The sequence below is a fragment of the Bacteroides sp. A1C1 genome (genome assembly GCF_004328515.1).
Classification (GTDB): Bacteria; Bacteroidota; Bacteroidia; order Bacteroidales; family Bacteroidaceae; genus Bacteroides; species Bacteroides uniformis.
Genome location: NZ_CP036491.1, coordinates 86,996 through 111,676, shown reverse-complemented (window position 1 = coordinate 111,676; position 24,681 = coordinate 86,996). Strand labels below are relative to the sequence as shown.

The window sequence follows — 24,681 nt, the reverse complement described above, 5'->3', positions numbered from 1 at the left end:
GTATTATGAACGAGAAACTGAACATACAAGACCTGATTGACACGCTGGCTGAAAGGCATGGCATGAGCAAGAAGAATGCGGATAGTTTTGTGAAAGAATTCTTCCAGCTGATTGAGGAGTCTTTGGAGAAGGACAAATATGTGAAGATACGAGGTTTGGGGACTTTCAAGCTGATAGATGTCGGGAGTCGTGAAAGCGTTAATGTGAATACGGGGGAAAGGTTTGAGATACAAGGGCATACAAAAGTGTCGTTTACACCGGAACCGGCTTTGAAAGATATTATCAATAGACCATTTTCGCATTTTGAAACTGTAGTTTTGAATGACGCTACGGTACTTGAGGATACCCTGCAGGAAAATGACAGTGAAGATGATGAAGATACTGAAATCAAAACTCTGGAACAAGAGGTGGAGGAGAAGGTTACCTTAGTGGAAGAAGCTACGATAGAAGAACCTTTGGTGGAAACTGTAATAGAAGAGCCGTTAATTGAGCCCGAACCGGCAGTTGAAGAGGAGAAACCGGAAAAAACGGAACCTGAAGCAATGCCTGAAAATATAGTTGCTGTTGAGCCGGAACCGTCTGAGCCAGTGATAAAAGATATGGCAGATTCTTCGACTATGAAATATTTTATAGGCATCGTTGTTTTTGTAGTGTTGCTGTGTGGTGGTGCCGTAGCTTTCATGTATTATCCGGACTTGCTTGACGCACTTACTGCAAAGCCTCTTGTAGAAGAAGTTGCAGACTCGGATGTGAGGGAATCTGTTACTGAAAAGGTGGAGGTTCCTGCCGGTCAAGACAATATTGCCTTGACAGACAGTATTGTTTCAAAAGATGTTGTAGCTCCTGCTCGGATAGATACTGTGGCAGAAACTGTTGCTGCAACAACTCCTACGCTTAAAAAAACTCCAAAGGAAAATGTACAAGTACAGTCTCCCACTCCTAAAAAAGAGCAAAAAAAGACAGTTGTACCGTTTGAACCGGATTCTGTGGGGTATACGATTGTGGGAACAGAAACCACTTATACCATCAAGGAAGGGGAAACGCTGACTAGGGTAGCGCTTCGTTTTTATGGAACAAAAGCTCTTTGGCCTTATATCGTGAAGCATAATCCCGGTGTAATCAAGAATCCGGATAATGTGCCTTATGGTACTACTATCAAGATACCAAAATTGGCCAAGAAGCAGTAAAAAATTACTGCTTCTTTTTTTGTTAAATACTAAACTCTATGAAAGTTGTTTAATCTAAAGGTTTCGCATAGTTTTTTAATAAAAATTAGTTGGTATGGTTAATTTATTCCCGTACTTTTGGGAGCGAAAAAAATAATTACCGGTTCAAAACCGGATAAATGAGGAAATTAAACATTAAAAAAATAGAATGATTTATGGCTGAAACAATTGACATCCGCGAACTGAATGAGCGGATTGAAAGACAAAGTGCTTTCGTTACCAATCTTACCACAGGTATGGACCAGGTCATTGTAGGACAAAAGCATCTGGTAGAGTCGTTGTTAATTGGTTTGTTGTCCGATGGACACGTGTTGTTGGAAGGTGTGCCCGGTTTGGCAAAGACTTTAGCTATCAAGACGCTTGCTTCGTTGATTGATGCGCAATACAGCCGCATTCAGTTTACGCCAGACTTGTTGCCTGCCGACGTAATAGGTACAATGGTTTACAGCCAGAAGGATGAAACGTTCCAAGTAAAAAAAGGTCCGGTCTTCGCAAATTTTGTTTTGGCTGATGAAATCAACCGTGCTCCCGCCAAAGTACAGAGTGCTTTGCTGGAAGCCATGCAGGAACGTCAAGTTACTATCGGCAATGAAACTTTCGGGTTGCCCAAACCATTTTTGGTGCTTGCCACGCAGAATCCTATTGAGCAGGAAGGTACTTATCCGCTGCCCGAAGCGCAAGTGGACCGTTTCATGCTGAAAGTTGTAATTGACTATCCGAAGCAGGAAGAGGAGAAACTGATTATTCGCCAGAATATCAATGGAGAGAAGTTCAACGTGAAGCCAATCTTGAAGGCTGACGAGATTATCGAAGCCCGCAAGGTGGTTCGCCAGGTATATCTGGATGAGAAAATCGAAAAATATATTGTCGATATTGTATTTGCTACTCGTTATCCGGAAAAATACGATTTGAAAGAGCTGAAAGACATGATTGGTTTCGGCGGTTCGCCCCGTGCCTCCATCAACTTGGCCCTGGCTGCCCGTAGCTACGCGTTCATCAAGCGTCGCGGTTATGTCATTCCGGAGGATGTGCGCGCTGTGGCACACGACGTACTTCGCCACCGTATCGGCTTGACTTACGAGGCGGAAGCCAGCAATATGACATCTGATGAAATCGTCAGCAAGATACTGAACAAGGTTGAAGTGCCCTAACGCATAATAGAGGTTTTCGTAAACTTGAGGTTTACAATCCAATACCTGAGGTTAGCGTCGTAAACCTTAGGGTTGAGTACCGAAAACTTCACCCCTTTTCATAGGGAAGTTTCTGTTATAAACTAAATTGCGCTTGTGTGCTTAAATGAGATTATTAAAATAAATCAATGGAAACAACAGAACTTTTGAAGAAAGTCCGTCAGATTGAGATAAAGACGCGCGGACTGTCCAACAATATCTTTGCCGGGCAGTATCACTCTGCCTTCAAGGGTAGAGGTATGGCATTCTCCGAAGTGCGCGAGTATCAGTTTGGCGACGACATACGCGACATTGACTGGAATGTGACCGCCCGCTTCAACAAGCCTTACGTCAAGGTGTTTGAGGAGGAGCGCGAATTGACAGTGATGTTGTTGGTAGATGTTTCCGGTAGTTTGGAATTCGGTACGGTAAAGCAGATGAAGAAGGATATGGTGACGGAAATTGCCGCCACACTGGCATTCTCTGCCATTCAGAATAATGACAAGATTGGTGTCATCTTCTTTTCGGACCGGATTGAGAAGTTTATTCCGCCCAAGAAGGGACGTAAGCATATACTTTACATCATCCGCGAACTGATAGATTTTCATGCGGAAAGCCGGAGGACGAACATTCGTCTGGGCTTGGAGTATCTGACAAACGTAATGAAACGCCGTTGCACGGCATTTGTCTTGTCCGACTTCATCGACCAGGAAAGTTTCAAGAACGCCATGACCATTGCCAATCGTAAGCATGACCTGGTTGCCGTTCAGGTGTACGACCGTCGTGTGGAAGAATTGCCTCCCGTGGGACTGATGAAGATTAGGGATGCCGAGACGGGACATGAGCAGTGGATTGACACCTCCTCGCGTGCCGTGCGCCGTGCCCATCATGATTGGTGGGTGAACAAGCAGGCGGAATTGAATGAAACGTTTACCAAGAGTAATGTCGACAATGTGTCGGTACGTACCGACCAGGATTATGTCAAGGCATTGATGAATTTGTTTGCGAAACGAAATTAATCGGAAAATGAAAAGATATTTATTTCTGATAGCGTTATTAATAGCATGGTCGGGAAGGGTAGTAGCCCAGTCGGTAACGGTAGATGCTACGATTGACTCTTTGCAGATTCTTATTGGAGAGCAGGCAAAGATAAAACTTCAAGTATCTCTAGATGCCGATAAGCGTGCCATATTCCCGGTATATACCGATACGCTGGTGAATGGGGTTGAAATTATTGATGTGGCCAAACCGGATACGCAATTGCTGAATGATGGCCGGCGTGCATTGATAACTCAAGAGTATACAGTTACCTCTTTTGATTCGGCTCTTTATTATCTGCCGCCTATGGAAGTGACGGTGGATAATGAGAAGTATCGCTCCAAAGCGTTGGCATTGAAAGTATATTCGGTGAATGTCCCGTTAGATCCGGAGAATCCGGAACAGTTTTTCGGTCCCAAAACAGTGATGCAAGCGCCTTTTGCTTGGGAAGACTGGTATGGTCTTATGGCTTGTGGTGCGCTGATTATCCCGATAGGGATATTGCTTGTCTATCTGATGATGCGTTTCTTCGACAATAAGCCTATTATCCGTAAGGTGAAGGTAGAACCTAAGTTGCCTCCCCATCAGTTGGCTATGCAGGAGATAGAACGTATCAAGAATGAGAAGGTATGGCAGAAAGGGGAGCCGAAGGAATATTATACGGAATTGACTGATGCTCTTCGTACATATATAAAAGACCGTTTTGGTTTCAATGCTTTGGAAATGACTTCTACGGAAATCATAGATAAGTTGCTGGAAATGAAAGATAAGGAAGCTCTATCAGATTTGCGTGAATTGTTCCAGACTGCTGATTTGGTGAAATTTGCCAAGCATAATCCATTGGTGAACGAAAATGACGCTAACCTGATTAATGCCATTGACTTTATTAATGAAACCAAGGAGAAAGAAGAGGAGAATGCTAAACCGCAGCCTACGGAGATTACCATTATCGAGAAACGTTCTTTGCGTACCAAGATTTTGCTGGGAGCGGGTATTGTAGTGTTGGCTGTAGCCCTTGTCAGTTCCTTGATATATATTGGATTGGAGTTGTATAATTATTTTGCTTAATACTGAAAAAGTGACTTCAATCGGATATACATGAGTGAAAAATGAGGGATGTTTGGAGCGAAGCTGAATTGTAAATCGTTAAATCGTACATAAATATGGTTTTTGCCAATATTGAATATTTATTTTTGCTGCTGTTGCTTATACCTTATATAGTATGGTATATTATGAAGCGGAAGAATAGTGAAGCTACGCTTCAGATTTCGGATGCCCGTGTGTATGCCCATACCCCTAAAAGCTATAAGAACTACTTGCTGCATGTACCGTTTGTATTGCGGATAATTGCCTTGATACTGATTATTCTTGTTTTGGCACGTCCGCAAACCACCGATAGCTGGCAGAACAGTGAGATTGAGGGTATTGATATCATGCTTGCCATGGACGTTTCTACCAGTATGCTGGCCGAAGACCTGAAACCTAACCGGTTGGAAGCGGCGAAGGATGTAGCGGCAGAGTTTATTAACGGACGTCCGAATGATAATATAGGTATAACTTTGTTTGCTGGAGAAAGCTTTACGCAATGTCCATTGACAGTAGACCATGCCGTATTGTTGAACTTGCTTAAAGATATGAAGTGCGGGCTGATTGAAGACGGAACGGCAATCGGTATGGGGATTGCCAATGCCGTTACCCGTTTGAAGGATAGCAAGGCAAAGTCGAAAGTCATTATTCTGCTGACGGACGGTGTCAATAATAAAGGTGATATTTCTCCTTTGACAGCTGCTGAAATAGCCAAGAGCTTTGGCATTCGCGTTTATACTATTGGGGTAGGAACCAATGGTATGGCTCCTTATCCTTATCCGGTAGGTGGAACAGTGCAATATGTCAATATGCCCGTCGAAATTGATGAAAAGACTTTGACACAGATTGCTGGAACAACGGAAGGTAACTATTTCCGTGCCACCAGCAACTCGAAGTTGAAGGAAGTGTATGAGGAGATAGACAAGCTGGAGAAAACAAAATTGAATGTAAAAGAATACAGCAAGCGCCAGGAAGAGTACCGCTGGTTTGCGTTGGCTGCTTTCTTGTGCGTATTACTGGAGGTACTGTTACGCAACTCTATATTGAAGAAGATACCGTAAAAAGGAGAATGTCTTTTAGTGTATCAGTCATTGCGTAGCCAAATTGTAAATTGTAAATTGCTAAATTGTAAATAAAAAGATGTTTCGATTTGAAGAACCTGCATATTTGTACTTGTTGCTGTTGCTGCCTTTATTGGCGGCCTTCTACTTGTACTCCAATTATCGGAGGAGGAAAGCCATTCGTAAGTTTGGTGACCCTATACTGATGGCACAGCTAATGCCGGATGTTTCCAAATACCGTCCGGATGTGAAGTTTTGGTTGGTTTTTGCGGCTATCGGGTTGTTCACGGTACTGTTGGCACGTCCGCAGTTTGGTTCCAAACTGGAGACGGTAAAACGTCAGGGAGTGGAAGTGATGATTGCGTTGGATATATCCAATTCCATGCTGGCACAAGACGTACAGCCAAGCCGCTTGCAGAAGGCAAAACGGCTGGTGGCACAGTTGGTAGATAAGATGCAGAATGACAAGGTCGGTATGATTGTTTTTGCGGGTGACGCATTTACCCAGTTGCCTATTACGAGTGATTATATTTCCGCCAAGATGTTTTTGGAGTCCATCGACCCTTCGCTGATTTCCAAGCAGGGTACGGCAATTGGAGCTGCAATAAATCTGGCTGCCCGGAGTTTTACACCTCAAGAAGGGGTGGGACGTACTGTTATTGTCATCACCGACGGTGAAAACCATGAAGGTGGTGCCGTAGAAGCTGCTAAGGCTGCTGCAGAGAAAGGTATCCAGGTCAATGTATTAGGGGTAGGTATGCCCGAGGGTGCCCCCATTCCAATAGAGGGTACTAATGATTATCGTCGTGACCGTGAAGGTAATGTAATCGTTACTCGCTTGAATGAGCAGATGTGTCAGGAAATTGCTCAGGCGGGAAATGGTATTTATGTGCGCGTAGACAATACCAATGGTGCACAGAAAGCGATTAGTCAGGAAATCAATAAGATGGCAAAGGCAGATGTGGAAACACAGGTGTACACGGAATTCAATGAACAGTTTCAGGCAGTGGCATGGATTATTCTGCTGTTGTTACTGGCTGAGATGTTGATATTGGAGCGCAAGAATCCTCTGTTCCGCAACATTCATTTATTCTCTAATAAGAAATGATGCGTATGTTACAGAAAAAATATATTGGAATAGTTTTGCTGCTGTTAGTGGCAGCTTCAGCTTCTGCACAGAAGGCGGAACGCGATTATATCCGTAAGGGAAACCGTTTTTTTAAGGATAGCGTATATGTGGATGCAGAAGTGAACTATCGGAAGGCTTTGGAGGTAAACCCGAAGTCAACGGTTTCCATGTTCAACTTGGGAAATACATTGACCCAGCAGAACAAGCTGCAGGAAGCGATGGAGCAATATGTGGGAGCTACCAAGATAGAAAAGGACAAATCGAACTTGGCACAGATTTATCATAATATGGGAGTCATCTTTCATTCTCAGAAGGATTATGCAAAGGCGGTAGAAGCCTATAAGGAGTCGTTACGCAATAATCCGAAAGATGATGAAACGCGCTATAACCTTGCTTTGGCACAGAAACAGTTGCAAGACCAGCAGCAGAACCAGGATCAGAATCAAGATCAGGATAAACAGGACCAACAGAAGGAGCAGGATAAACAGCAGGATCAGCAGAAAGACCAGCAACAGAATCAAGACCAGCAACAACAACAACCTTCTCAGCCGGAAAAGAAAGATAATGAGATGTCTAAGGAAAATGCCGAACAGCTGTTGAACTCTGTCATGCAAGACGAGAAGGATGTGCAGGATAAAGTGAAAAAGCAGCAGGTACTTCAAGGAGGTCGTCTGGAAAAAGATTGGTAACAAACATAATAGGAATAATATATGAGAAAAATAGTTTTCTTATGGATAGCACTGATTGCAGCCAGTATGAATGCCTTTGCCGATGGCAAGGTATCGTTTACTGCGTCTGCTCCTGACGCTGTGGCGGTAGGAGACCAGTTCAGACTGTCGTATACGGTGACTACACAAAAGGTAAGGGATTTTCGTGCTCCTTCTATGAAGGGATTTGATGTGTTGATGGGGCCCAGCCGCTCGCAACAGAGTAGCGTGCAGATGATTAATGGGCAGACGACTTCAACCAGCAGTATTACATTCACTTATATTTTAATGGCGACTGCAGAAGGTGATTTTACCATTCCAGGAGCCACTATCACTGCTGATGGTAACCAAATGGTTTCTAATTCTGTACGAGTAAGGGTTCTTCCGGCAGATCAGGCTACCAATGGAGCATCCTCAGGAAATGGTGGCGGACAGAGCAGTGGCACTGCCAGCCGCGCTTCTTCCGGGACATCTGTATCGAATAGTGATTTGTTTATTACAGCTACTGCCAGTAAGACGACGGTGTATGAACAAGAAGCATTCCTATTGACATATAAGATATATACCTTGGTGGACTTGCGTATGTTTGACAATGTGAAGTTGCCCGACTTCAAAGGATTCCATTCTCAGGAAGTGGAACTTCCTAATGACAGAAGATGGGGATTGGAGCATTATAAAGGTAGAAATTATCAGTCTACAATCTATCGTCAGTTTGTGTTGTTCCCACAACAAGCCGGTAAGTTGACGATTGATGCTGCACGCTTTGACGCTTCCATTGCAAAGGCTACACAAGTTGCTGATCCGTTCGAGGCATTTTTCAATGGAGGAAGCAATTACGTAGAAGTTAAAAAGACAATTTTGACTCCGCAATTGACGATTGACGTAAAACCCTTGCCAGTAGGTAAGCCAGCTGATTTTTCTGGAGGAGTGGGAGAGTTCAATATAACTTCTTCTATCAATAGTACAAATGTCAAGACCAATGATGCCGTTACTGTCAAACTTGTCATCTCTGGTACCGGCAATCTGAAGTTGCTTTCTAATCCGGAAGTCAAATTCCCCGAGGATTTTGAGGTATATGATCCGAAGGTGGACAATAAATTCCGTCTGACAAATTCGGGCCTCTCCGGTAGTAAGGTCATTGAGTATCTGGCAATTCCCCGTAATGCGGGAACTTATAAGATTCCTGCCGTAAAGTTCAGTTATTTTGATATTAATTCCCGTTCGTATAAAACGCTGACTACGGAAGAGTATGAATTGCATGTGGAAAAGGGAGCAGGTAATGCAGCTCAGACCATTGCAAACTTTACAAGCAAGGAAGACTTGAAAGTATTAAACGAGGATATTCGTTTTATCAAGCAGAATAATGTCACTTTGTCTCCCAAAGGTGATTTCTTCTTCGGTTCGTTGACGTATTGGTTGCTTTATTTGATACCGGGTATTGCATTCATTACATTCTTTATCATCTATCGTAAGCAAATAGCAGCCAATGCAAATGTAGCAAAGATGCGTACTAAGAAAGCCAATAAAGTGGCGGTGAAACGTATGAAACAAGCTGGTAAATTATTGGCCGAGAATAAGAAAGACGCATTTTATGATGAGGTTTTGAAGGCTCTTTGGGGGTATATCAGTGATAAACTGAACATTCCGGTATCCCGTTTGTCTAAGGATAATATCGAAGAGGAACTTCGTAATTATGGTGTGAATGATGCGTTGATAAAGGAATTCCTCGATGCATTGAACAACTGTGAGTTTGCCCGCTTTGCTCCGGGTGATGATAACCAGGCTATGGATAAGGTATATTCAGCTTCTTTGGAAGTTATCAGCAAAATGGAAAACTCGATAAAACATTAATCAGGAGGAAATGGTAATGAATAGAATATTGTTTTTTACTCTTAGTCTAGTGATGGCAATTACTGCCTATGGGCAGAATCCTGCATCTGTAGATACATTACAGACTGGTAGTGACTCTACATCCGTCGGTTCACATGCGGAATTCTCTGCTGCAAGACAAGAAAGCAATGTGACAAAGGCTGAAGGTGACAGCGCCTATATACGGAATGATTATGCTTCTGCCATTCAAATATATGAGAATCTGTTAAAGAAGGGAGAGGCTGCAGAGGTCTATTATAATCTTGGCAACAGTTATTATAAGGCAGATGATATAGCAAAAGCTATATTGAATTATGAGCGTGCCTTGTTGTTGGAACCTGGTAATGCTGATATTCGTGCAAATTTGGAAATAGCACGTTCTAAGACAATCGATAAGGTAATCCCAGTTCCTGAGGTTTTCTTTGTATCTTGGACTAAATCGTTGATTAATTGTCTTAGTGTAGATGCATGGGCTAAGTTGGGGATTGTGTTCTTTGTACTATTACTCGTTTCATTCTATCTCTTTTTCTTTTCAAAACAGATTATGGGGAAGAAAGTGGGATTTATTGCAGGAATAGTATTTCTGGCTCTTGTTATATTGAGTAATGTGTTTGCTGCTCAGCAGAAAGGCGAACTGATGGAACGTAGTGAAGCTATAGTGTTAGCACCTAGTGTCACAGTGCGTAGTACTCCCAGTGAAAGTGGTACAAGTCTGTTCATTCTTCATGAGGGACGTAAAGTTGAAATAAAAGACAACTCTATGCGTGAATGGAAAGAAATTCGTTTGGAAGACGGTAAAGTAGGGTGGGTTCCAGCTTCCGCCATAGAAGGTATTTAAATTTTCCCTATATTCTAAAAACAGCTCGTATAAGCCCGATAATTCTGCTTTATACGAGCTGTTTCTGTATGTTTTTAGGAGCTTTTTCTTCGTATTTATAATTCTGTATACTTCATTAGTGTCCCATTAAAATTGGGACGAATTAAAAATTAAACAAACTTGGCCCATTTGGTCCGAATCGTTCTTTGTCATTTTGAAATTTAGTTTTATTAAAGAGGTCTCTCAGATAAGTCTTATCAGTCAATGAGATGCTCAGTATTTGTAACACTTCATATGTACTTCTGTCCAGTTGCATATCGTGTTGAATGATTGCCACCAAACAGTAAGCGCATATAGCAGCATATATCTGTATTCGAACAGCATTCTCTGTAGTTCCCCAAAATCTTTTGATTTTAAGGTGCTGCTTGAGCCATTTGAAAAACAGCTCTACCTGCCAGCGATTTTTATAAAGTTCAGCAACTTGAAGCGCAGATATATGCATCGCATTGGTTATGAATATAAATTCTCGTTCTTGTTCTTCATCCCAATATTTAACCAGCCTAAGTGGCTCTGGGTAATATTGTTTAGGATAGAATCCTGTCAGAAGTACACTCGCGTCTGAAAGCACATTCTTAGGCAGCCTACGTTTCCATTGGATGGATTTGTACCCGAGATTCTTTTTTGCTCTGACAACAAAGTAGGCTTCAATTTGATGAATTTTATACAGCATTTTGAAGTTGCTATAACCGCGGTCAAAGATGTAATAAGAGCTTGGTTCATAAGGAATTTCAATCATGACTTTAGAATCGTGTACGGATGCTTCCGTGATATGAAAGAATGCAGGAATCTGTGTTTCCACATCATATAATGTATGCACTTTAGTACCACCTTTCTTTTTGCGGAATTTTGCCCACCAAAAGACTGAAAGGCACAGGTCAATAGTTGTCGAATCGAAAGCATAAACGTTACCGCCAAGTTTGAAAATATGATTAGCACACTTTTGTCGTGCTTCGCTAACTAGGTAGTAAGCATATTCTTCAAAGATGTGATAGTCTCTATCTTGATTTGCTCTTGCCAGCGATGACTTTGATACATTTTTACCCATTCCTAAATGATAACATTTGGAATGATGAGCTTCAAGAGCAACTATCAAATCTCGCAGACTTTCACGATTAGAAAGTTGGCCAAATATCAAAGCAAGTAGTTGATTCCAGCAGGTGAAGTGCTTCACATATTTATCGCCATCATACTTGGTGACTATGCGGTTAAACTTACTTCGATTCAGAAATGAAGCCAATTGAGCGAAAACGTATTTGTCTTGGAACATATGCCATCGGATTAATCTGATGCAAAGCTACAAATTCAAGTCCGTTCGCTCGGAGAATAGCTGTAACTAACTAAATTTCAAATATTTCAAAGAACTCTTTTAGATTTTAATGGGACAGTAATGTGTATACTTAAAAAATGATTATTTTTTGGAGAGGCAATATTCTTTTTGAAAAAAGATAAAGAAATAGTTTGTTTTATCCTTTTTTTTCCTTAAGTTTATAGCGTGATAATAAAAAATACAGAGTATTAACCATTAAATTTATGAATATGAGAACAATAACATTTAATGAATTACGTAAGATTAAAGACTCATTGCCTAGTGGTAGTATGCATAGAATAGCCGATGAACTTGGACTGAATGTTGACACTGTAAGAAATTTTTTCGGTGGACACAATTTTAAGGAGGGGAAAAGTGTTGGGATTCACTTGGAACCTGGACCAGATGGTGGATTGGTTATGATTGATGATACTACTGTTTTAGAGCGAGCTTTAAAAATTTTAGATGAAATGGCAGGTAAGACTGAAGAAGCTGTTCGAGCTTAAGAAGAGAAAGTTAGAAGAATCCCAATTGCTGACAACAATTGGGATTTCTTATTTGTTTTAATCTCAAAATCAATGATATATGGAAGATAAATTAGTTACTTTGGCAATCTTAACGTACGCGAAAGCTCAAATATTGAAGAATGTTCTTGAAAATGAAGGTATTGAGACTTATATCCACAATGTAAACCAGATACAACCAGTTGTTTCTTCTGGTGTACGTGTGCGTATTAAGGAGAGTGACTTACCCCATGCTCTGAAAATTACTGAAAGTTCTGCATGGTTATCTGAAGAGGTAGTGGGGGGGAAGTCACCTAAACTGGAGAAGATTAGTAATAAAGTGCTAATTCCAGTGGATTTTTCCAATTATTCTTTGAAGGCTTGCGAGTTCGGTTTCAATTTCGCTCAGAATATAGGTGCAGAAGTTGTTTTGCTACATGTTTATTTTACTCCTATATATGCAACTTCTTTGCCATACGGAGATGTATTTAACTATCAGCTAAGTGATGAGGAGAATGTAAGGAGTATCTTACAAAAAGTTCATGCTGATTTGAATGAATTATCTGATAAAGTAAAAGAGAAGGTAGCTTCCGGCGAGTTTCCAGATATTAAATATACTTGTGTTTTGCGTGAAGGTATTCCTGAAGAAGAGGTACTCCGCTATACCAAGGAATATCGGCCACGCATTATCATAATGGGAACTCGTGGTAGAAATCAGAAGGATATTGATTTGATTGGCAGTGTAACAGCTGAAGTGATTGAACGTAGCCGTGTACCGGTATTGGCCATTCCTGAAAATACTCCATTCAAGCAATTTTCTGAGGCTAAGCGTATTGCATTTATTACTAATTTTGATCAACGTGATTTAATAGCTTTTGATTCGCTAATAAATAATCTGAAATCATTTAAGTTTTCAGTGTCTCTGATACATCTTTCTGATGTTCAGAATACATGGAATGAAATAAAACTGGCTGGTATTAAGGAATATTTTCAAAAACAATATCCACAATTGGAAATACACTATGATGTGGTAAAGAATGATAATCTGCTTAGTAGTTTAGACAGTTATATCAAGAGTAATCATATTGATATTATGACATTAACTTCTTATAAAAGAAATATATTTTCGCGCTTATTTAATCCTGGTATTGCCAGAAAGATGATTTTCCATTCTGATACACCATTGTTGGTAATTTACGGAAGACCGAATACGTAGGTGTTGAATTGGATATATATAGTTTGATCAATATCAGGATTATGTTTAATATAATGCCGGGATAATTAATCTAATTTTAGTTCTTCTTCTCTCTCACTTAAGAAATAATATTCTTTACTTTCTTTCAGAATAATAAAAGCCTAATTAATAATTTAATTAGGCTTTTATTATTCTGAAAGAAAGTATTACATCAACTTTTCAATTTCTTCGAATTCAGGGCCCATCTGCAAATTATAATACACTCTATATAGACCATTTAACCATAAATCTTTTTGATCAGGTTTCAGTTCTCTTGCCTTTTCATAATAAGGTTTTGCCTTTTCATAGAAAGTCTTCAGAGTAGCTTGGTCTTCTTTATACTTAGGATCATTAATATCTGTAGTTGCTTTTTCTGAGAAATCTTGTGCTTGTAAGCAGTAAATTAAACCTAAATTAGAGTATGCTTCTGCATAATTAGGATCTACTTCTATAGTTTTCTTATAGAATTCAATAGCTTTATCATAGTCCTTCATATTGTGATAAAGGTAGCCTTTTACATACAAATAGAATGTATTGTTAGGATCTTTAGCCAACATATCATCAGCAAACTGCATAGCCTCGTCATATTTGTTGTTATTGCTATAATAATCAATCAAATGACCGAAGAAGAATGAATGTTCAGGATATTTCTGGATACCTTCTTTCAAAGAAGCAATCCATTTAACAGTATCACCTTCGGCTTTCAATGCAGTAGAGATAAATTCCATAGCGTATTTCCCAACTTCTTTATCGTCTTGTGCATAAGGAGCATACTTCAAAATACTAGGATAATCTTCCATCTTAGCAGCTGCTAAACTTGCATAATATGCTATTTGAGGTAATACAGTATCTGTTTGTAACAGATTTTCCTTTTCAAACATCGGGTTGATAGCAATATCAATGTAGGTTGCAAAGAAATCCAACGCTTTTTTATTGTCTTCCTTGGCTGCATCGCCTTCTTTTTGTGAGGCCAAATTAAAGAATTGGATGCCGCCATTGATCAGATTACCGCGTTCTGCTAAAATTGTAGCAGAATTAGATTTTCTATATTTATTCTTGATTTTGCCCTTTTCATTGGGAATTTGTGCTAATTCGTCACATTTGAAGTAGAATTTACACATGTTTAATGCACTATTATATACCTGAAGAGTGTCATAAGGTTTTCTCAGATAGGCATTTTCCATTTCTTTCTCACTTCTTTTTCTTTGGATAAGACCTGCTACATCCCACGTTTCGGCATTGTCCTTTGTTTCGGGATTAGTTAAAGCTTGATTTATCAGTTCCTCTGCTTTGGCAAAGTCAGGATTTACTCCGTTAGCAATACTTTTAGCCTCTTTTACGTTCTTTTCTTGGGCGAAAGTAAAACTTGCGGCAAGTAGTAAAACCATTGAAAATAATACTCTTTTCATGATTGTAGAAAATTTAAATTAATATTATGTCTATTCTTCATTTTCCCTGTTTACCTCGTTCTGAGGGCTTTCAAGGGTATTTTCTTCCCCCTCCTCTATAAGTTCCTCTTCATTTTCTGAAGTGACTTTGCATACAGAGCCAATTTCGTCATTACGTTTCTCAAGGTTGATTAGGCGTACACCTTGTGTAGCACGTCCCATGATACGAACATCGGCAACTTTCAGACGGATGGTAATACCGGATTTATTAATAATCATCAAGTCATTTTCATCTGTAACAGACTTGATCGTTACTAATTTACCCGTTTTATCGGTGATATTCATTGTTTTCACACCTTTACCTCCACGATTGGTTTTGCGATAATCTTCAATATCCGAACGTTTGCCATATCCTTGTTCCGATACAACCATAATTGTTTCCGCCTCAGGATCTTTGATGCATATCATACCTACTACTTCGTCTTGACCGTCCTCATCCAATGTCATGCCACGTACACCGGTGGCAGTACGTCCCATAACACGCACAGCACTTTCATGGAAACGAATGGCACGTCCGTTACGGTTGGCAATGATGATTTCATTGTCGCCGTTTGTCATACGCACTTCGATTACACGGTCGTCTTCACGGATAGTGATAGCATTTACACCATTTTGGCGAGGGCGTGAATACTGCTCAAGCAATGTTTTCTTAATGACACCATTTTTGGTACAGAACAATACATAATGGCTGTTGATAAACTCTTGGTCGTTCAGGTTCTTCACGCGCAAATAGGCGTTTACAGCATCGTCAGAGTCGATATTCAACAAATTCTGGATGGCGCGACCTTTCGAATTCTTAGTACCTTCAGGGATTTCGTATACCTTCAGCCAGTAACATTTACCTTTCTGTGTAAAGAACATCATGGTATTATGCATGGTTGCAGGATAAATATGCTCTACAAAGTCTGCATCGCGGGTTTCGGTACCTTTGGAGCCTACCCCACCACGGTTTTGCGCACGGAATTCGCTCAGCGGTGTACGCTTGATGTATCCCATGTGTGAGATGGTGATAATCATTTCATCATCTGCATAGAAGTCTTCCGGATTGAATTCTTCTGATGAGTAGACGATTTCTGAGCGACGTTCGTCACCATACTTCTCTTTTACTTCAATCAGTTCATCTTTAATGACTTTGCGGCAGAGTTCGTCATTGACAAGGATCTCTTCCAAATAAGCAATCTGCTTCTGAATTTCCTCATATTCGGCGTGCAGTTGGTCTTGCATCAGGCCTGTGAGCTGGCGCAAACGCATTTCAACAATAGCACGTGACTGAATTTCACTGAGTTGGAATCGCTCCATCAAACCAGATATCGCATCATTCGGTGTTTTGGCAGCACGGATAATCTTAATTACTTCGTCGATATTATCAGATGCAATGATTAATCCTTCCAGAATATGTGCACGTTCTTTGGCCTTGCGCAAATCGTACTGAGTACGGCGGATGACTACGTCGTGTCTGTGCTCAACGAAGTATTTTATCAAATCTTTTAGATTCAACAGACGTGGACGGCCATGTACCAATGCAACATTGTTCACACCAAAAGATGTCTGCAGCATTGTCATCTTGTAGAGCTTGTTGAGTACAACGCTGGCATTTGCATCACGTTTTACATCAATAACGATACGCATACCTTCACGGTCGGATTCGTCATTAGCATTGGCAATACCTTCAATTTTCTTTTCGTTGGCCAAATCGGCTATATTCTTAATCAATTCAGCTTTGTTGACGCCATAGGGAATTTCTGTCACAACGATTTTATCGTGCGTCGAACCAGTCTCAATTTCGGCTCTAGCACGCATTATGACACGTCCGCGTCCCGTGAGATAGGCTTCGCGAACACCGTTCATACCGTATATATAGCCTCCGGTCGGGAAGTCGGGAGCTTTAACATACGTCATCAACTCTTCTATATCGATGTCATTATTTTCGATGTATGCAATACAAGCGTCAATAACCTCAGATAGATTATGAGTCGGCATATTGGTAGCCATACCTACAGCAATACCAGATGCACCATTTACCAAAAGATTTGGAATACGGGCCGGCATGACGGTAGGCTCTTGCAAAGAGTCATCGAAATTGTTCTGCATGTCAACAGTCTCTTTTTCAAGGTCTGTCATCATGTCTTCACCAATTTTTCGCAAACGACACTCGGTATAACGCATGGCAGCAGCGCTGTCACCGTCTACTGAACCGTAATTACCTTGTCCGTCTACCAACATGTAACGCATTGCCCAAGGCTGAGCCATACGTACAAGAGCTCCGTAAACGGACGAGTCGCCATGAGGGTGATATTTACCTAATACTTCACCTACAACTCTGGCTGATTTTTTATAAGGTTTGTCGGAGGTATTTCCCAATCCCATCATTCCGAAAAGAATTCTTCGGTGAACGGGTTTAAAACCATCTCTAACATCCGGAAGGGCACGTGAGACAATGACCGACATAGAGTAGTCAATGTACGATGACTTCATTTCCTCCTCGATGTTAATCTTTATAATTCTGTCTTGTTCAAGCATTTAAAAAGATTATTAATTATACATTTTCGGGTTCGTGAAAAACCACGCTAAAGTACTGCTTTTTTACGATATACAAAAGTTTTCCTCCATAAACTTTGTTGCCTGCGGCATAAATATAGAAGTACTCCCTCCTTTCCTCCCCAAGTTGCCATTAATATATAAGGTATAAAATGGAAAAACAGATTTGAAATTTGTGGCACGGGATTTGTATACTATTAAATCAGTTAAATATGATACGTTGAATTAATAAATGCGTATCTTTGTCGTGGATAACCTTTTTAATTGAGGAGAATTATAAAATATGAACAATCAATTTTCACAAAGAGTTTCAGACATAATTACTTATAGCAAGGAAGAAGCCAATCGATTGAGAAATCGTTATATTGGTCCGGAACACCTTCTGCTCGGCATGTTGCGTGATGGCGGAGGAAAAGCTATTGAAATATTGTTGAAACTTGATATAGATTTAAAACGAGTAAAAAGTCGCCTGGAGGGTTTCCTGAAAGATGCCGAGGACGATACTCTCTTGCCGGACGCTGAAGTGCCCTTGTCCCCGATGACGGCTAAGATATTGAAGATGTGTATGCTTGAAGCGCGTTTGCTGAAAAGTGCAACTGCCGATACGGAACATGTATTGCTGGCTATCTTGAAAGACGGAGACAATCTTGCTGCAACTGTTTTGGAAGAACACCGGGTGGATTATCAGGCTGTATTTGAACAGCTTTCGATGAAATCGACCAATCCGAATGCGGGAATGGGATTCGCTGAGGATGATGAAGAGGATGAAGAAGACATGAGTATGTCTCGCTCCTCCCGTACTGGAGGGGCTGGTTCGGCTTCGGCTGCACAGACTGCATCCAGAAAGCCGTCCAATGATACCCCCGTGCTGGACAATTTCGGCGTAGACATGACCCGTGCTGCCGAAGAAGGCAAGCTGGACCCGGTTGTGGGTCGCGAACGCGAGATTGAACGTCTGGCGCAAATCTTGAGCCGCCGCAAGAAGAACAATCCGGTGCTTATCGGTGAACCAGGAGTCGGAAAATCTGCCATTGTAGAGGGTTTGGCATTGCGTATTGTGCAAAAGAAAGTTTCGCGCATTTTGTTTGAAAAGCGCGTGGTGATGCTTGATATGGCCTCTGTGGTGGCGGGAACAAAATATCGTGGTCAGTTTGAGGAACGTATCCGCTCTATTATCAATGAGTTGCAGAAAAATCCGAATGTCATCCTTTTCATCGATGAAATCCATACGATTGTAGGTGCTGGTGCTGCTGCCGGTTCCATGGATGCTGCCAATATGCTGAAACCGGCTTTAGCGCGTGGTGAAATCCAGTGTATTGGAGCTACCACTCTCGATGAATACAGAAAGAATATTGAGAAAGACGGTGCTTTGGAACGTCGTTTCCAAAAGGTGATTGTAGAGCCTACCACAGCTGAAGAAACGCTTCAGATATTGAAGAATATCAAGGAGAAGTATGAAGACCATCATAACGTGAGCTACACGGATGAAGCCTTGGAAGCATGTGTCAAGTTGTCAGCACGCTATATAACCGACCGCAACTTCCCGGATAAAGCTATTGATGCTTTGGACGAGGCGGGGTCGCGTGTGCATTTGACGAATATTAATGTTCCGAAAGAAATTGAGGAGCAGGAAAAGCTGATTGAAGAGGCACGTGGCTTGAAGGCTGAAGCTGTAAAATCACAGAATTTTGAGCTGGCTGCTAGCTACCGTGACCGTGAGAAGGAACTTTCTGTCCGCTTGGAGGAGATGAAGGTCGAGTGGGAAGCCCGTTTGAAGGATGACCGCCAAATGGTAGGCGAAGAGGAAATAGCCAATGTTATTTCGATGATGTCCGGTGTACCCGTACAGCGCATGGCGCAGGCAGAAGGACTTAAACTGGCCGGAATGAAGGAAGAACTACAGGCGAAGGTGATAGCTCAAGATGCTGCGATAGAGAAACTTACCAAAGCAATCTTGCGTAGCCGTGTAGGGTTGAAAGACCCGAACCATCCCATCGGAACCTTTATGTTCCTTGGCCCTACTGGTGTGGGTAAGACGCATTTGGCAAAGCAATTGGCAAAATATATGTTTGGCTCTGCCGATGCCTTGATACGTATCGATATGAGCGAGTATATGGAGAAATACACCGTATCTCGTATGATTGGTGCCGCTCCGGGATATGTGGGCTATGAGGAAGGCGGCCAGTTGACCGAAAAGGTTCGTCGCAAGCCGTATTCCATTGTCTTGCTGGATGAGATTGAGAAAGCTCATCCGGATGTGTTCAACATCTTGCTTCAGGTACTGGATGAAGGTCGTTTGACTGACAATTATGGCAGAACCATTGATTTCAAGAATACGGTTATCATTATGACCTCCAATATCGGTACGCGACAGTTGAAGGAATTTGGCCGTGGCGTAGGTTTTACGGCGCAAAACCGCACGGATGACAATGAACATTCGCGCAGCGTGATACAAAAGGCTCTGAACAAGACCTTTGCTCCCGAATTCTTGAATCGTTTGGATGAAATCATTACTTTCGACCAGCTCTCCTTGGAGGCCATCACAAAGATTGTGGACATTGAGCTGAAAGGCTTGTACGAACGGGTTGAAGCAATTGGTTACAAGCTGGTTGTGGAGGATGATGCAAAGACATTCCTTGCTTCGAAAGGGTACGATGTACAGTTTGGTGCGCGTCCATTGAAGCGTGCTATTCAGAACCACTTGGAGGATGGACTTTCCGAGCTGATAGTGGCGGCGGAGTTACAGCCGGGTGATACGGTAAACGTATCAGTAGACAAAGAAAAAGACGAGTTGAGCATCAAGAAGGCATAAGCTGTTCTTTATAAAAACCGTCAAAATGTCAGTCCTTATGGGCTGGCATTTTTTTTGTGCTATATCTGCCGGAATAATTAAAAATATAAATCTAAAAAATATAAATGTAGTATGCAAAAAGGTAATATTGGGGTAACTACTGAGAATATCTTCCCCGTCATTAAAAAGTTCTTGTATAGTGATCATGAAATTTTTCTCCGTGAGTTGGTTTCTAACGCGGTTGATGCTACACAGAAGCTGAAAACACTCTCCTCTATCGGTGAGTTCAAGGGTGAAGTTGGCGATTTAACCGTACGTGTTTCGCTGGGAAAAGATACTATTACAGTGTCCGACCATGGTATAGGTCTTACGGCTGAAGAAATAGACAAGTATATTAACCAGATAGCTTTCTCTGGCGCCAATGACTTCCTTGAGAAATATAAAAACGATGCCAACGCCATCATCGGCCATTTCGGATTGGGTTTCTATTCGGCTTTTATGGTTGCCAAGAAAGTCGAAATCATCACTAAATCCTATCGGGAAGGCACCCAGGCTGTAAAGTGGACATGCGATGGCAGTCCGGAGTTTACGATTGAAGACACTGATAAGGCAGAACGTGGTACGGATATCGTTCTTTACATAGACGATGACTGCAAGGAATTCCTTGAAGAAGCACGCATCTCCTCTTTGTTGAAGAAGTATTGCAGTTTCCTCCCTATTCCGGTTGCATTCGGCAAGAAGAAAGAATGGAAAGACGGCAAGCAGGTTGAAACTGCCGAGGATAATATCATCAATGATTCCAACCCGTTGTGGACGCTGAAACCCAGCGAATTGAAAGATGAAGATTATAAGAAGTTCTACCGTGACCTTTATCCTATGTCCGACGAACCTTTATTCTGGATTCATCTGAATGTGGATTATCCGTTCCACCTTACCGGTATTCTGTACTTCCCTAAAGTGAAAAGCAACATTGAGTTGAACAAGAATAAGATTCAGCTCTACTGTAACCAGGTATATGTAACGGATTCGGTGGAAGGTATTGTTCCTGATTTCTTGACCCTGCTGCATGGTGTGCTCGATTCACCGGACATTCCATTGAACGTTTCCCGTTCTTATCTGCAGAGCGATGCCAACGTGAAGAAGATTTCTACATATATCACGAAGAAGGTGTCAGACCGTTTGCAGTCTATCTTCAAGAATGACCGTAAACAGTTTGAGGAAAAGTGGAATGACTTGAAAATCTTCATCAACTACGGAATGCTTACGCAGGAAGATTTCTATGATAGAGCCAAGGATTTTGCCCTTTTCACCGATACAGACAGCAAATATTATACTTTCGAAGAGTATAAGACGTTGATTAAAGATAACCAGACGGATAAGGATGGAAATCTGATTTATCTGTATGCCAACAATAAAGATGAACAATACAGCTATATAGAGGCCGCTACGAATAAAGGATACAATGTGCTGTTGATGGATGGACAGCTGGACATTGCGGTGGTGAGCATGTTGGAACAGAAGTTCGAAAAGGTTCGCTTCACTCGTGTAGACAGCGATATTATTGATAATCTGATTGTCAAGGAAGACAAGAAGAATGAAGCGTTGGAAGCCGGCAAGCAGGAAGTTCTTTCTTCCATCTTCAAGAGCCAGTTGCCCAAGATGGATAAGACGGAGTTTAACATCACGGCGCAGGCTTTGGGCGAAAACGCCACTCCTATCATGATAACTCAGAGCGAATACATGCGCCGTATGAAGGAAATGGCCAATATTCAGGCTGGAATGAGCTTCTATGGCGAAATGCCGGATATGTTTAACCTAGTATTGAATTCAGACCATAAGCTGGTGAAGGAAGTGCTGGCAGATGAGGACAAGGAATGTGCTGCTGCCGTTGCTCCAGTTCAGGCAGAGATGGATGAAGTGAACAAGCAACGTAATGAGTTGAAAAAGAAGCAGGAAGGAAAGAAAGATGAGGATATACCGACTGCCGAAAAAGATAAGGTAAGTGAGCTGGATAAGAAGTGGAATGAACTGAAAACGCAGAAAGAAGGTGTCTTTGCCGATTATGCAGCCAAGAATAAGGTTGTCCGTCAGCTGATAGATTTGGCACTGTTGCAGAATGGTATGTTGAAAGGTGAAGCTTTGAACAACTTTGTCAAGAGAAGCATTGACCTGATAAAATAAGTCCCTTTAAATTTGCATTTAATATATGCAAGGGTATTGTGATTCTTCAGAGTCGCAATACCCTTTTTTATTCATTTTCACCAATTATAAAGTGATTTTCTCCGTTGAATACGGCATTTTTAGAAACTATTGTTTATATTTGGGGCAATGAACATTTATCTTACTCGGAATCGCATAGTTATGAAAAGAGTTTTATTGTTTTTGTCGTTTCTTCTATGTACCTTTATTTTACAAGCTCAGAAAGTGGGGCTTGTATTGAGTGGCGGTGGAGCAAAAGGCATGACTCATATTGGCATTATCCGGGCTTTGGAAGAGAATAATATACCCATTGATTATATAACCGGAACCTCTATGGGAGCTATCATCGGTTCGCTGTATGCTATGGGGTATTCTCCGGACGATATGGAGGCGCTGTTGCGCTCTCCCGACTTTAAGCGTTGGTATTCGGGTAAAGTGGAGCCCAAATACGAGTATTATTTTAAAAAGAATCGTCCTTCACCGGAATTTTTCAATATCCGTTTCGCTTTTAGGGACTCGCTGCATATAAAGCCCCAGATACTTCCTACAAGCATGGTCAACCCTATACAGATGAATTTGGTATTTGTGGAATTGTTTGCACGCGCTACAGCTGCATGTGGCGGTAATTTCAACAATCTGTTTGTCCCTTTTCGCTGTATAGCATCCGATGTGTACAATAAAAAGCCATTGGTATTGGGTAAAGGGGATTTGGGAGATGCGGTACGTGCTTCCATGAGCTTTCCATTTGTCTTTAAACCGATAGAAATAGACAGTACACTTGCTTATGATGGCGGTATTTATAATAATTTCCCTACGGATGTGATGCGGGAAGATTTTCATCCGGATGTCATTATTGGCAGTGTGGTGGCGGCAAATCCCGGTAAGCCGAAGGAGAATGACCTGATGAGCCAATTGGAGAATATGATTATGCAGAAGACCGATTATTCCATTCCGGACTCATTGGGTATAGTCATGACCTTCAAGTACGATGATGTCAACCTGCTGGATTTTGACCGTCTGCAGGAATTGCACGATATAGGCTACAACCGTACTCTTAATATGATGGATTCCATCAAAAGCCGTGTTCACCGTAGGGTGAATGCTGATAATGTGCGTTTGAGGCGCCTTGTCTTCCGGAGTAACCTACCTCAATTCCGTTTCCGGGATATTATTATTGAAGGGGCGAATGCCCAACAGCAAGCCTACATCAAAAAAGAATTCCATGATGAGGAGCATGAAGTCTTTACTTATGAAGACTTGAAGCGCGGGTATTTCCGTTTGCTGGCAGATAATATGATTTCGGAAATAGTTCCTCACGCAGTGTATGATTCGGAAGCCGATTTATATCAGCTGCATTTGAAGGTGAAGATGGAGGATAATTTTTCCGTGCGTCTGGGGGGCAGTGTCTCTACCACGAGCTCAAACCAAATCTATTTGGGAGTAGGATATCAGAACTTGAATTATTATTCCAAGGAAATAACTTTTGACGGTCAGTTGGGTAAGATTTATAATAATGCACAGTTGATGGGTAAGATTGATTTGCCTACCCGCATACCTACATCCTTTCGTTTTATTGCTTCAATCAGTACCTTCGATTACTACAAGAAGGATAAGTTGTTTTCCAAGAATGACAAGCCTTCATTCAATTCAAAAGATGAGCGCTTTGTGAAGTTGATGGTTGCCTTGCCGTTTCTGGCCAATAAGCGTGCGGAGTTCAGTCTGGGGTATGGCCAACTGGAAGATAACTATTTTCAATCCAGCGTAATAGATTTCGATAAGGACCGTTCGGACAGAAGTACATACAAACTTTTGGGAGGTTCCATCGGTTTCTATGGGAGTACCCTAAATACGCGGCAATACGCGACAAAAGGTTATTTGGAGAAGCTGATAGCCCAGGTCTTTACCGGGAGGGAAAGATTTGAACCTGGGAATCCGCAAGAAGGGTACAGTCCTTCCCCGCAAGAACGGCAATCATGGTTGCAAATTTCTTATATGAAGGAGGCATATCACACAATGGGACCGAAGTTCACCTTGGGATGGATGGCAGAAGCACTGTATTCGTCGAAAAATTTTTCTGAGAATTATACGGCAACTATGATGCAGGCAGGAGAATTTGCACCGACTCCACATAGTAAACTGATGTACAATGAAGCTTTTCGTGCCAACCAATATGTGGCTGCCGGCATCAAACCGATATATGTTTTGAATGATATGTTCCAGTTTCGGACAGAATTTTATGGCTTTACGCCGATTTTTCCGATAAAAAAGAATGCATTGAATAAAGCGTATTATGGAAAAGCATTCTCCCGCTTTGAGTATATGGGAGAAGTTTCTGTTATTTGTCATTTGCCCTTCGGAGCCATCTCTGCTTATGTAAATCATTATAGCTCACCGAGAAGGGAGTGGAATGTGGGGATGACAATCGGCTGGCAGTTGTTTAATTATCGCTTTGTCGAATAAATTTCTTCAAAAAAAGTTTGTATATTGTTTGCTAATTCGG

The 24,681-nt window shown here is 41.5% G+C and carries 17 protein-coding genes; 14 read left to right on the top strand and 3 right to left on the bottom strand.

From position 1 onward, the window contains the following. Positions 1-5 precede the first annotated feature (5 nt). The 9 genes from EYA81_RS00525 (at position 6) to EYA81_RS00485 (ending at position 10,123) form a co-directional block, all read left to right on the top strand. Positions 6-1,187: an HU family DNA-binding protein gene (locus EYA81_RS00525; protein WP_117600867.1), complete on the top strand. Its 1,182-nt coding sequence runs from the start codon at positions 6-8 to the stop codon at positions 1,185-1,187. A 194-nt stretch (positions 1,188-1,381) separates the two neighbouring features. Next, positions 1,382-2,377, top strand: a complete 996-nt coding sequence (locus EYA81_RS00520) for a MoxR family ATPase (RefSeq protein WP_057256497.1) — start codon at positions 1,382-1,384, stop codon at positions 2,375-2,377. A gap of 167 nt (positions 2,378-2,544) precedes the next feature. Further along, positions 2,545-3,414, top strand: a complete 870-nt coding sequence (locus EYA81_RS00515) for a DUF58 domain-containing protein (protein ID WP_005827747.1) — start codon at positions 2,545-2,547, stop codon at positions 3,412-3,414. Between the two features lie 7 nt (positions 3,415-3,421). Continuing rightward, on the top strand, positions 3,422-4,501 hold the full coding sequence (locus EYA81_RS00510) for a hypothetical protein (RefSeq protein ID WP_131225255.1): 1,080 nt from the start codon (positions 3,422-3,424) through the stop codon (positions 4,499-4,501). 95 nt (positions 4,502-4,596) lie between these two features. Then, positions 4,597-5,580, top strand: a complete 984-nt coding sequence (locus EYA81_RS00505; protein ID WP_005827750.1) for a VWA domain-containing protein — start codon at positions 4,597-4,599, stop codon at positions 5,578-5,580. Between the two features lie 79 nt (positions 5,581-5,659). Next, entirely contained in the window at positions 5,660-6,688 is a 1,029-nt protein-coding gene (locus EYA81_RS00500; RefSeq protein ID WP_005827751.1) for a VWA domain-containing protein, read from the top strand. After that, complete coding sequence (locus EYA81_RS00495) at positions 6,685-7,398, top strand: tetratricopeptide repeat protein (protein ID WP_117600864.1); 714 nt, start codon at positions 6,685-6,687, stop codon at positions 7,396-7,398. The genes EYA81_RS00500 and EYA81_RS00495 overlap by 4 nt, the downstream gene beginning before the upstream one ends. A 21-nt stretch (positions 7,399-7,419) precedes the next feature. Continuing rightward, the gene (locus EYA81_RS00490; RefSeq protein WP_117600863.1) at positions 7,420-9,267 is read left to right on the top strand and encodes a BatD family protein; all 1,848 of its coding nucleotides are present in this window, start codon (positions 7,420-7,422) and stop codon (positions 9,265-9,267) included. Positions 9,268-9,277: 10 nt separating this feature from the next. Then, positions 9,278-10,123, top strand: a complete 846-nt coding sequence (locus EYA81_RS00485) for a tetratricopeptide repeat protein (RefSeq protein WP_117600862.1) — start codon at positions 9,278-9,280, stop codon at positions 10,121-10,123. A 142-nt stretch (positions 10,124-10,265) separates the two neighbouring features. Here EYA81_RS00485 and EYA81_RS00480 read toward each other — a convergent pair whose 3' ends face one another. Then, positions 10,266-11,429 (bottom strand): IS4 family transposase, encoded by a 1,164-nt coding sequence (locus EYA81_RS00480; RefSeq protein ID WP_119961547.1) that lies wholly within the window; start codon positions 11,427-11,429, stop codon positions 10,266-10,268. A gap of 269 nt (positions 11,430-11,698) precedes the next feature. Between EYA81_RS00480 and EYA81_RS00475 the strand changes: the two genes are divergently transcribed. Then, complete coding sequence (locus tag EYA81_RS00475; protein WP_085929906.1) at positions 11,699-11,974, top strand: DNA-binding protein; 276 nt, start codon at positions 11,699-11,701, stop codon at positions 11,972-11,974. Positions 11,975-12,053: 79 nt separating this feature from the next. Beyond that, complete coding sequence (locus tag EYA81_RS00470; RefSeq protein ID WP_117601673.1) at positions 12,054-13,187, top strand: universal stress protein; 1,134 nt, start codon at positions 12,054-12,056, stop codon at positions 13,185-13,187. Between the two features lie 185 nt (positions 13,188-13,372). Here the strand turns inward: EYA81_RS00470 and EYA81_RS00465 are convergent, their stop codons facing one another. After that, complete coding sequence (locus EYA81_RS00465) at positions 13,373-14,614, bottom strand: M48 family metallopeptidase (RefSeq protein WP_117601672.1); 1,242 nt, start codon at positions 14,612-14,614, stop codon at positions 13,373-13,375. Between the two features lie 30 nt (positions 14,615-14,644). Beyond that, positions 14,645-17,173 (bottom strand): DNA gyrase subunit A, encoded by a 2,529-nt coding sequence (gene gyrA / locus EYA81_RS00460; protein WP_131225254.1) that lies wholly within the window; start codon positions 17,171-17,173, stop codon positions 14,645-14,647. Between the two features lie 301 nt (positions 17,174-17,474). Between gyrA and EYA81_RS00455 the strand changes: the two genes are divergently transcribed. The 3 genes from EYA81_RS00455 to EYA81_RS00445 all read left to right on the top strand — a co-directional run bounded on the left by EYA81_RS00455 (position 17,475) and on the right by EYA81_RS00445 (position 24,641). Then, the gene (locus EYA81_RS00455) at positions 17,475-20,003 is read left to right on the top strand and encodes an ATP-dependent Clp protease ATP-binding subunit (protein WP_131225253.1); all 2,529 of its coding nucleotides are present in this window, start codon (positions 17,475-17,477) and stop codon (positions 20,001-20,003) included. 111 nt (positions 20,004-20,114) lie between these two features. Continuing rightward, entirely contained in the window at positions 20,115-22,163 is a 2,049-nt protein-coding gene (htpG, locus tag EYA81_RS00450) for a molecular chaperone HtpG (protein WP_117964562.1), read from the top strand. Between the two features lie 180 nt (positions 22,164-22,343). Continuing rightward, positions 22,344-24,641: a patatin-like phospholipase family protein gene (locus EYA81_RS00445; RefSeq protein ID WP_131225252.1), complete on the top strand. Its 2,298-nt coding sequence runs from the start codon at positions 22,344-22,346 to the stop codon at positions 24,639-24,641. Positions 24,642-24,681: the final 40 nt, after the last annotated feature.